9 protein-coding genes and 2 pseudogenes are annotated in these 8,355 nt (G+C 67.4%); 6 read left to right on the top strand and 5 right to left on the bottom strand.

Annotated features, from left to right (window positions below; all coding sequences use genetic code 11):
* Window positions 1-189: pseudogene (locus VF662_RS16460) on the top strand (NnrU family protein); the annotation flags it as partial.
* Here the strand turns inward: VF662_RS16460 and VF662_RS16455 are convergent.
* The 3 genes from VF662_RS16455 to VF662_RS16445 all read right to left on the bottom strand — a co-directional run bounded on the left by VF662_RS16455 (window position 186) and on the right by VF662_RS16445 (window position 3,099).
* Complete coding sequence (locus VF662_RS16455) at window positions 186-1,169, bottom strand: aldo/keto reductase (protein WP_464143035.1); 984 nt, start codon at window positions 1,167-1,169, stop codon at window positions 186-188. The pseudogene VF662_RS16460 and the gene VF662_RS16455 overlap by 4 nt on opposite strands.
* A gap of 16 nt (window positions 1,170-1,185) precedes the next feature.
* Window positions 1,186-1,590: a DUF1003 domain-containing protein gene (locus VF662_RS16450; protein WP_464143034.1), complete on the bottom strand. Its 405-nt coding sequence runs from the start codon at window positions 1,588-1,590 to the stop codon at window positions 1,186-1,188.
* A 204-nt stretch (window positions 1,591-1,794) separates the two neighbouring features.
* A complete protein-coding gene (locus VF662_RS16445; RefSeq protein WP_464143033.1) occupies window positions 1,795-3,099 on the bottom strand; it encodes a dicarboxylate/amino acid:cation symporter in 1,305 nt (434 codons plus the stop codon).
* A gap of 90 nt (window positions 3,100-3,189) precedes the next feature.
* On the opposite strand from VF662_RS16445, the gene glmM reads away from it, so the two are divergent.
* The 4 genes from glmM (at window position 3,190) to VF662_RS16425 (ending at window position 7,319) form a co-directional block, all read left to right on the top strand.
* A complete protein-coding gene (gene glmM, locus VF662_RS16440) occupies window positions 3,190-4,527 on the top strand; it encodes a phosphoglucosamine mutase (RefSeq protein WP_464143032.1) in 1,338 nt (445 codons plus the stop codon).
* Window positions 4,524-5,291: a bifunctional hydroxymethylpyrimidine kinase/phosphomethylpyrimidine kinase gene (gene thiD / locus VF662_RS16435; RefSeq protein ID WP_464143031.1), complete on the top strand. Its 768-nt coding sequence runs from the start codon at window positions 4,524-4,526 to the stop codon at window positions 5,289-5,291. Before glmM ends, thiD begins: the two co-directional genes overlap by 4 nt.
* A gap of 74 nt (window positions 5,292-5,365) precedes the next feature.
* Complete coding sequence (locus tag VF662_RS16430) at window positions 5,366-5,986, top strand: ribonuclease HII (protein WP_464143030.1); 621 nt, start codon at window positions 5,366-5,368, stop codon at window positions 5,984-5,986.
* A gap of 205 nt (window positions 5,987-6,191) precedes the next feature.
* Complete coding sequence (locus VF662_RS16425; protein WP_464143029.1) at window positions 6,192-7,319, top strand: DNA methyltransferase; 1,128 nt, start codon at window positions 6,192-6,194, stop codon at window positions 7,317-7,319.
* Here VF662_RS16425 and VF662_RS16420 read toward each other — a convergent pair whose 3' ends face one another.
* Both VF662_RS16420 and VF662_RS16415 read right to left on the bottom strand, forming a co-directional pair.
* Window positions 7,320-7,745: a GNAT family N-acetyltransferase gene (locus VF662_RS16420; protein ID WP_464143028.1), complete on the bottom strand. Its 426-nt coding sequence runs from the start codon at window positions 7,743-7,745 to the stop codon at window positions 7,320-7,322. It lies immediately after the preceding gene.
* Complete coding sequence (locus VF662_RS16415) at window positions 7,745-7,918, bottom strand: hypothetical protein (RefSeq protein ID WP_464143027.1); 174 nt, start codon at window positions 7,916-7,918, stop codon at window positions 7,745-7,747. The genes VF662_RS16420 and VF662_RS16415 overlap by 1 nt, the downstream gene beginning before the upstream one ends.
* A 98-nt stretch (window positions 7,919-8,016) precedes the next feature.
* Here VF662_RS16415 and VF662_RS16410 point away from each other — a divergent pair.
* A pseudogene (locus VF662_RS16410) lies at window positions 8,017-8,355 on the top strand (dihydropteroate synthase); the annotation flags it as partial.

Below are 8,355 nucleotides of genomic sequence, written 5' to 3'. Positions count from 1 at the left end.
TGGTACCTCTGGCAATCGCGGACGTCATTCGCCCCGTTCGGAGCGCTGTTGGCCCGCAAGGTGAAATGGCGGGCGGCGAACCCCGGCTGGATCGCGCTCGGCGGCGGATTTCTGCTCTGGCTGGTGGTGACCGGCCTCCATGCGCCGCTGGCATCGCCGTTCGGCTGGTTCGCCCGCGGGATCGGCTAGAGCCGAACCATCCGCATCGCCGTCTCCTGGTAGCGCGGCCCCGCGACGGGCGCGCTGCTGCCGAGCTCTTCCAGATCCGCTGCGGTAAGATCGAGCTCGGCCGCGGCCATGCTGTCCTCCAGCGTCGCCCGCCGCTTGGAGCCGGGGATCGGCACGACGTCCCCGCCCTGCGCCAGAAGCCAGGCGAGCGCGACCTGCGCCCCTGAGACGCCGTGGCGCTCGGCCACGCGCATCACGGTGGCGACGAATTCGAGGTTCTTCTCGAAATTGCCGTCGTCGTAGCGCGGGTCGCGGAGCCGGTAGTCGCCTTCGGGCAGATCGGAGCGGCTCCTGATCTGGCCGGTGAGGAAGCCGCGGCCGAGCGGGCTATAGGGCACGAAGCCGATGCCGAGCTCGCGGCAGAGCGGCAGGATGCCCTGCTCCACGTCGCGCTCCCAAAGCGAATATTCGGATTGCAGCGCCGCGATCGGGTGCACCGCATGCGCGCGCCGGATCGTGGCTTCGCCGGCCTCGGACAGGCCGAGGTGCCGGACCTTCCCCTCCCGCACCAGCTGGGCCATCGCGCCGACCGTCTCCTCTATGGGCACGTTCGGATCGACGCGGTGCTGGTAATAGAGGTCGATTACATCGACCCCGAGCCGCTTCAGCGAGCCTTCGCAGGCGCGGCGGACGTTGGCTGGGCTGCCGTCGACGCCGGCAATGCCGCCATTCTCGATCCGGAAGCCGAACTTGGTGGCGATGACGAGGTCGTCGCGCCTGCCCTTGATTGCGTCGCCAACGATCTCCTCGTTGCGGTGCGGCCCGTAAATTTCGGCGGTGTCGAAGAAGGTGACGCCGAGATCGATCGCCCGGCGGATGGTGGCGATCGACTCCTCGTAGCTCGCCTCGCCGTACATCGAGGCGCCGACGCCCGCCATCGGCATGCAGCCGAGGCCGAGCGCGGAGACCTGAAGCCCTTGTCCGAGTGTCCGGTATCGCATCCCCGCCTCCTCTGGTTCAGGAGGCGCTGTTCTCCGTCGAATCGATCGCGTCAAGCACCGCCTCCGGCGCGACGTTGCGCTTCAGCTCGTCGACCTCGCCTTCGGCGCCGTGGCGGATGCCGAGATGGTCGGCGATCGCATCCACCATGGTGACGACCTTGGTGATCTCATGCTCCGCCAGGAGGCTGATCTGGAGATCGAGCTCGGCCCGCTTCTCCGCCGCCGCAGCCATCCGGTTCTGGGTGATGAGGACGAAGGTGGAGAGGAAGATCGCTTCGACGGAAGCGGCCATGGCGAGCACGACGAACGTCTCGTCCCAGCGGGGAACACCGGGGATCCAGCCGAGATTGGCGGTGATCCAGAAGCCGTAGAGGACGAGGTGCAGGTAGACGAAGCTGAGGCTGCCGGTGAATGTCGTCACCGCCTCGGCGATCTTGTCCTGGCGCGAAGCGGCGGCGGCTTCGTCGCGTCGGCGCGCCTGCAGCGCCTCGATATTGCGCGAAAGCGCGGAGTTGAGGCTGCCCGGTTCCGGCGGCGCGACCGTCGGCCCCGATTTCCGGCTGAATTTCCCTTCGGCGTTGATGGTGCTTCTCCGCGGACTAGCGGCGAGACAACAAGCGCGGCTTCAGGCGGTTCCTTCCTCCCCCTCGGAGAGCAGCCGGTCTTCCTCGCCGGCATCTTCTGGGCCGATGCCGCTTTGATGCGCGGCGGTCGCGGCGACGGCGACGTCCATGGTGACGTTGCCGACGGTGCGGAAGAGGTCGGGGATGGTCTCGACCGCGATCAGGAGTGCAAGCGGGCCGATCGGAACGCCCATCGCAAGTGCGATCGGAGCGATGTTGAGGACGAAGCTGACCTGGCCGGGAAGGCTGATCGCGCTGAACGTCGTGATCGCGGCGACGACCACGCCCATCGCGATCTGGGCCGCGCTGAGCTCCATCCCGAACCACTGGGCGATGTAAAGGGCGGCGGCGAGGTTCATGCCGGGGCCGGTGGCGCGGAACAGGGCGACGGCGAGCGGCAGGGTGACGCCCGAGGCGGTGACCGGGATTCCGAGCTGCTCGGAGGAGCGCAGCATCTGGGGAAGGGTGGCAAGCGAGGACTGGGTGCTGAACGCCACCGCCTGCGCAGGCGCGACGGCGCGGGCGAAGCGCGGAAGCGAGACTCGGCCCCCGATCACCGCCACCGGATAGGCAAGAGCGAGGATGACGATGCCGACCGAGGAGACGATCGCGATATAGTGGAGCAAGGCTCCGAGCGCTCCGCCGCCCGCTCTCGCGCCGACTACGAAGGCGAGGGCGAAGACGCCGATCGGCCCGAGCCAAAGCACCCAGTTGACGATCACGATCATGGTCTCCGCGATCGCTCGGAAGAAGGCGACTAGCCGCTCCCGCCCTTCGGCCGGGATCCGGGCAAGCGCGAAGCCGAAGATGGTGGCGAATACGACGAGGGGCAGGATCGAATCCGATGCGGCCGCCGCGACCGGGTTGCTGGGCACGATCGAGCGGAGGAAATCGGCGAAGGTCGGCACCGTCTCGACCGGCTTGGCGGTCGCGAGCGCCGCCCGGAGCGCCTCGGCCGACGCGGCCGGCACCGGGAAGAGGTTGAGCAGGAGCGGCACGAACAAGGCCGCGAAGATCGCCGAGAACCAGAGGATGGCGACCATCAGGGCGAAGGAGCGGCCGGCGATGCGGCTCGCCCGCGCTGCCTTGGCGCCTTCGGCGATGCCGACGACGAGCAGCGCGACCACGAGCGGCACGATCGTCATCTGAAGGCCGTGCAGCCAGATGCCGCCGATCGGCTCCGCGACGTCGGCGGCATCCTCGACCCAGGCGCCTCCGCTTGCGGCGCTGAGGCCGCCGAGGGCGAGGCCGACGACGAGAGCCATGAGGATCCGGGCCGGCTGCGACGTGATTGCTGACCGCTTCAAATTCTCGCCCTTTCGGCTGGCTTGCGCTAGACGGCATCCTTCAGTGCCAGCCCGCGGGTCGGCAAGCTTTTATTTGGGAATGTCGCGACGATGGGGCGCAAGTTTTTCGGCACGGACGGGATCAGGGGCCGCACCAACGAAGCGCCGATGACGGCCGAGATCGCGCAGCGGGTCGGACAGGCGGCCGGCGCCCACTTCATGCGCGGCGACCATCGGCATCGCGTGGTGATCGGCAAGGATACGCGGCTTTCCGGCTATATGATGGAATCGGCGCTCATTTCGGGCTTCACGAGCGTCGGCATGGACGTGGTGATGGTGGGCCCGGTGCCGACGCCTGCGGTGGCGATGCTTACCCGATCGATGCGCGCCGACCTCGGCGTGATGATCTCGGCCTCGCACAATCCCTTCTTCGACAACGGCATCAAGCTCTTCGGGCCGGACGGCTACAAATTATCGGACGAGACCGAAGCGCGGATCGAGGCGATACTGAAGGACGATCCGAAGCTTGTGCCGCCCGCCGAGATCGGCCGGGCGCGGAAGATCGAGGATGCGCGCGGCCGCTACATCCACTTCGCGAAATCGACCTTCCCGGAGCACCTCCGGCTGGACGGGCTCAAGATCGTCGTCGATTGCGCGAACGGGGCCGCCTACCAGGTGGCGCCTTCGGCGCTTTGGGAGCTGGGGGCGGACGTGGTGACGCTCGGCGTCTCGCCCAACGGCTTCAACATCAACGACGGCTGCGGTTCGACCTCGCCGGCAATGCTGCAGGCACGGGTGGTGGAGGAGGGCGCTCATATCGGCATCGCGCTCGACGGCGATGCGGACCGGCTGATCGTGGTCGACGAGAAAGGCACGGTGATCGACGGCGACCAGCTGATGGCGCTGATCGGCGTCTCCTGGGCGGAGCGCGGACTGCTTCGCGGCGGCGGGATCGTCGCGACGATCATGTCCAATCTGGGGCTGGAGCGGTTCCTGGAGGGGAAGGGGCTCGGCCTCGTCCGCACCAAGGTCGGGGACCGCTACGTGCTCGAGACGATGCGCGGCGAGGGCTACAATGTCGGCGGCGAGCAATCGGGGCATATCATCCTCTCCGATTACGCGACCACGGGCGATGGGCTGGTTGCTGCGCTTCAGATCCTCGCCGGCCTGGTGGAGAGCGGGCGGCCGGCGAGCGAGCTCCTCCGCCAGTTCGAGCCTTTGCCGCAGCTCTTGAAGAACGTCCGTTTCGACGGCGGGCAGCCGCTCGAGACGAGCCCCGTCAAGGCCGCGATCGCCGATGCGGAAGCCCGGCTTTCCGGGACCGGGCGGCTCGTGATCCGGAAATCGGGGACCGAGCCGCTGATCCGGGTGATGGCGGAAGGCGAGGACGAGACGCTGGTCGCCGAAGTGGTCGACCGGATCTGCGAGGCCGTGAAAGCCGCGGCATGACGCCCCGTATCCTGATCATCGCCGGCTCCGACAGCGGAGGCGGGGCCGGCATTCAGGCCGACATCAAGACCGTCACCATGCTGGGCGGCCATGCGATGACCGCGATCACCGCGATCACCGCGCAGAATACGCTCGGTGTCAGCGCGGTTCATCCGGTGCCGGCCGAGATGGTGCTCGCCCAGATCGAGGCGGTGCTGGACGATATCGGCGCCGACGCGGTGAAGATCGGTATGATCGGATCGGCTGCAACCGCGGAGGCCGTCGCCGAGCGGATCGAGGGGCTGGACGTACCGATCATCCTCGATCCCGTCATGGTCGCGACCAGCGGCTCGGTGCTTGCCGACGAAGCGACCATCGCCGCGTTCGGGCGGCTGATGTCGATCGCGTCCGTCGTCACCCCGAACCTGCCGGAGCTGGAGGCGCTCGGGGGCGAGGCGGCGGTGCTCGCTCATGGCTGCCACCTGGTGGTGAAGGGCGGGCATGCGGCGGGGCCGCGGATCGTCGACCGGCTGGTCTCGCCCAGCGGGCCGCTCCACTCGCTCGAAGGCAAGCGTTTCGACACCACCGACACGCACGGCACCGGCTGTACGTTCGCAAGCGCGCTTGCGACGGGGCTCGGCTCCGGGCTGCCGATCCGCGAGGCGTTCGAGCAGGCGGTGCGCTTCGTGCGGATCGCGATCCTGTCGGCGCCCGGGCTCGGCCAGGGTCATGGGCCGCTCGGGCATCACCTGGGCGTCGTCCCCTTCGACGAGCTCGAAGGCTAGGCTATCCACAGGAAATCGAGCCGGATTTCAGCTTTCGCTGGCGCGGCAGCGAAGTGGTTAATAGGCTGCGGCGCATGGCGCGGCCCTGCTTCAAGATCGAACGAGACTTTCCAGAGCCGCTTGCGGGGGTGGACGAAGCGGGGTGCGCTCCGCTCGCCGGGCCCGTCGTGGCAGCAGCGGTGGTGCTGGACCGGGTGCATTTCCCGCGCGGGATCGACGATTCGAAAGTGCTGCCGGCAAAGGACCGGGAGGCGATCTGCGCGCGGCTCTATAAGCAGGCGAAGGTCGGCGTCGGCATTGCGTCGGTCGAGGAGATCGAGACGCTCAACATCTATTGGGCGCGGATGCTGGCGATGACGCGGGCGGTGGAAGCCCTGGGCTTCGATCCCGCCTGGATTCTGGTCGACGGCAACGCCTGCCCGCGCTGGACGCGGCCTTCGAAGGCGATCGTCAGCGGCGACGCCAGGTGCCGGTCGATCGCCGCCGCCTCGATCGTCGCCAAGGTGACGCGTGACCGGATTATGGCCGAATATTGCGCGCAATATCCGGGCTACGGCTGGTCGTCGAACAAGGGTTATCCGACGCCGGATCACCGGAAGGCGATCGCCCGTCTCGGCGTTACGCCGCTGCACCGGCGCAGCTTCTCGGGCGTCCGCGAGCACCTTCCGGACCTCGTTACGATGGCGGCGGAATAATCAACTCGCCGCAAAGGCGGCGGCTGAGTCTTTCCCGCCACACCACTTCAGATGGAGTCTGAAGTTTCTCGCCCGACACAACATCTGGTGGGGACTCTGTTCGTTCCACCACCATATTAACCAATCTTAACATTCAGTTTTAACTCTGCAGCTTGACGCCGGAGTCCGGCTGACTCACCCTCGTACGCGAAATGGGGGGCTCTGAATGACCGCAATGGGGCGTGTGGGGACGGCTGTGCGCCGGAAGAACGAGCAGGCGACGCCCGATCTTCCGGTCGGCTGCATCATCGAGAACGACTGCATCGCCGCGATGGCCGCGCTGCCCGATTGCAGCGTCGATATGGTCTTCGCCGATCCGCCCTATAACCTTCAGCTCGGGGGAGAATTGTTCCGTCCCGAGGGCAGCCGGGTCGACGCGGTCGACGACGATTGGGACAAATTCTCGAGCTTCGCCGATTACGACGCCTTCACCCGCGCCTGGCTGAAGGAAGCGCGGCGAATCCTGAAGCCGAACGGAACGCTCTGGGTGATCGGAAGCTACCACAATATCTTCCGCTGCGGCGCGGCGCTGCAGGATCTCGGCTACTGGATCCTCAACGACATCGTCTGGCGGAAGTCGAACCCGATGCCGAACTTCCGCGGCACGCGCTTCACCAACGCGCACGAGACGCTCATCTGGGCGTCGAAGAGCGAGGACAGCCGCTACACGTTCAACTACCGGGCGATGAAGGCGCTGAACGACGAGCTGCAGATGCGGTCCGACTGGGTGATCCCGATCTGCTCGGGCGGCGAGCGGGTGAAGACGGAAGGGGTGAAGGCCCACCCGACGCAGAAGCCCGAGGCCCTGCTCTACCGGGTGCTGCTCGCCTGCACCAATCCCGGCGACATCGTGCTCGATCCCTTCTTCGGCACCGGCACGACCGGCGCCGTGGCGCGGCGGCTGGGGCGGCAGTGGATCGGCATCGAGCGTGAGCAGAAATATGTGAAGGTGGCGCGCGAGCGCATCGCTTCCACGCTCGAGCTGGACGAAAGCGCGATGCGCACCATGGCGTCGAAGAAGTCGCAGCCCAAGGTGCCGTTCGGAGCGCTGATCGAGACGGGCATGATCGAGCCGGGCGCGATCCTCACAGATTCAAAGCGGCGCTGGCGCGCAACGGTCGGCGCAGACGCGTCGGTGGAGCTCTCAGGCAAGCTCGGCAGCATCCACCAGATCGGCGCCGCCGCCCAGGGCGCCCCCTCCTGCAACGGCTGGACCTTCTGGCACGTGGCCCAGGGCGAGGCGCTGGTGCCGCTCGACGACCTCCGCCAGAGATACATCGCCACGCTCGACTGATCAGTCCTGCAGGCTCTTCGCGAAGCGGAAGCTGGTCTGTTCGTAGCCGAGCCTGGCGTAGAAGCGGTGGGCATCAACGCGCTTCACGTTGCTGGTGACTTCGATGAGGCCGCAGCCGGCGTCCCTCAGGCGCTCCTCGGCCGCCTCGACCAGTGCGGCGCCGATGCCCCTGCTTCTCATCTCTGCGGCCACCACAAGCATGGTGATGCGGCCGACGGGGCGGGGGCGGTGGAGCACGTGCATCTTGTGCCAGGTGAGGCAGCCGGCGACGCCTGCGGTATCCGCTACTAGCGCCGGCTCGCCGCGCTCACGGAGCAGTTGCAGGCGCGCCGCCACGTCCCGTTCCGTCACATCGTAGCCGAGCTCGCGGATCAGCGCAGTTATGGCCGCAGCATCGTCGGCCGCCGCCTCACGGATCCGGACCATCAGGAAAGCTCGTCCTCGCTGCGAGCCCGCCCGCCATACCAGCGCCGGTAGCGGCCGTCGGACTGCAGATACCAGCGCTTGCCGCCGCGGATGATCGGGGTGCCGAGCGCCTTGAAGCTCTGCCATGCGCCGGCCGCCATGCCGATCACCGCGAACAGCTTCAGCCAGATCATCAGGCCCTCTCCCCTTGCTCCGGAGATAGTCCTTCCTCCGGTGCGGCAAAAGCGAAAAGGCTGTCGTCAGCGGCCTCTCTGAAGCTATGCGGGGGAGCATGAGCGACCGCCTGTATCTCCGCCCCACCGCCTTCGTCGACGCGCCGTTCGGGCATGACGGGAAGGTCGCGCGCCTGGCTGGCAGCATGCTTTGGTTTTCGGCCGTGGAGATGCTGCGGGAGGAGAATGGACGCCTCTCCGCGGAGCTGATCGGGATCGAGCGGTTCGAGCAGGCGATGGCAGGTATCGCGGGAGCAGAAGCGATCTGGAAAAGGCTGACGGCGCCCCGGCCTGCCCTGGAAGTGGGGCAGCGGACGCTGCGGATGGACCAGCCGCAGGTGGTGGGCATCGTCAACGTCACTCCGGACAGCTTCTCCGACGGCGGCAGGCATGAGGAT

Source organism: Allosphingosinicella sp. (genome assembly GCF_036387215.1).
GTDB lineage: Bacteria > Pseudomonadota > Alphaproteobacteria > Sphingomonadales > Sphingomonadaceae > Allosphingosinicella.
This window is presented reverse-complemented; position numbering and strand designations above follow the sequence as displayed.

Excerpts from the sequence above, each read along its gene's own strand:
- VF662_RS16455 (WP_464143035.1), bottom strand. The coding sequence starts at position 1,169 with ATGCGATACCGGACACTCGGACAAGGGCTTCAGGTCTCCGCGCTCGGC.
- glmM (WP_464143032.1), top strand. The coding sequence starts at position 3,190 with ATGGGGCGCAAGTTTTTCGGCACGGACGGGATCAGGGGCCGCACCAAC.
- thiD (WP_464143031.1), top strand. The coding sequence starts at position 4,524 with ATGACGCCCCGTATCCTGATCATCGCCGGCTCCGACAGCGGAGGCGGG.
- VF662_RS16430 (WP_464143030.1), top strand. The coding sequence starts at position 5,366 with ATGGCGCGGCCCTGCTTCAAGATCGAACGAGACTTTCCAGAGCCGCTT.
- VF662_RS16425 (WP_464143029.1), top strand. The coding sequence starts at position 6,192 with ATGACCGCAATGGGGCGTGTGGGGACGGCTGTGCGCCGGAAGAACGAG.
- VF662_RS16420 (WP_464143028.1), bottom strand. The coding sequence starts at position 7,745 with ATGGTCCGGATCCGTGAGGCGGCGGCCGACGATGCTGCGGCCATAACT.
- VF662_RS16415 (WP_464143027.1), bottom strand. The coding sequence starts at position 7,918 with ATGATCTGGCTGAAGCTGTTCGCGGTGATCGGCATGGCGGCCGGCGCA.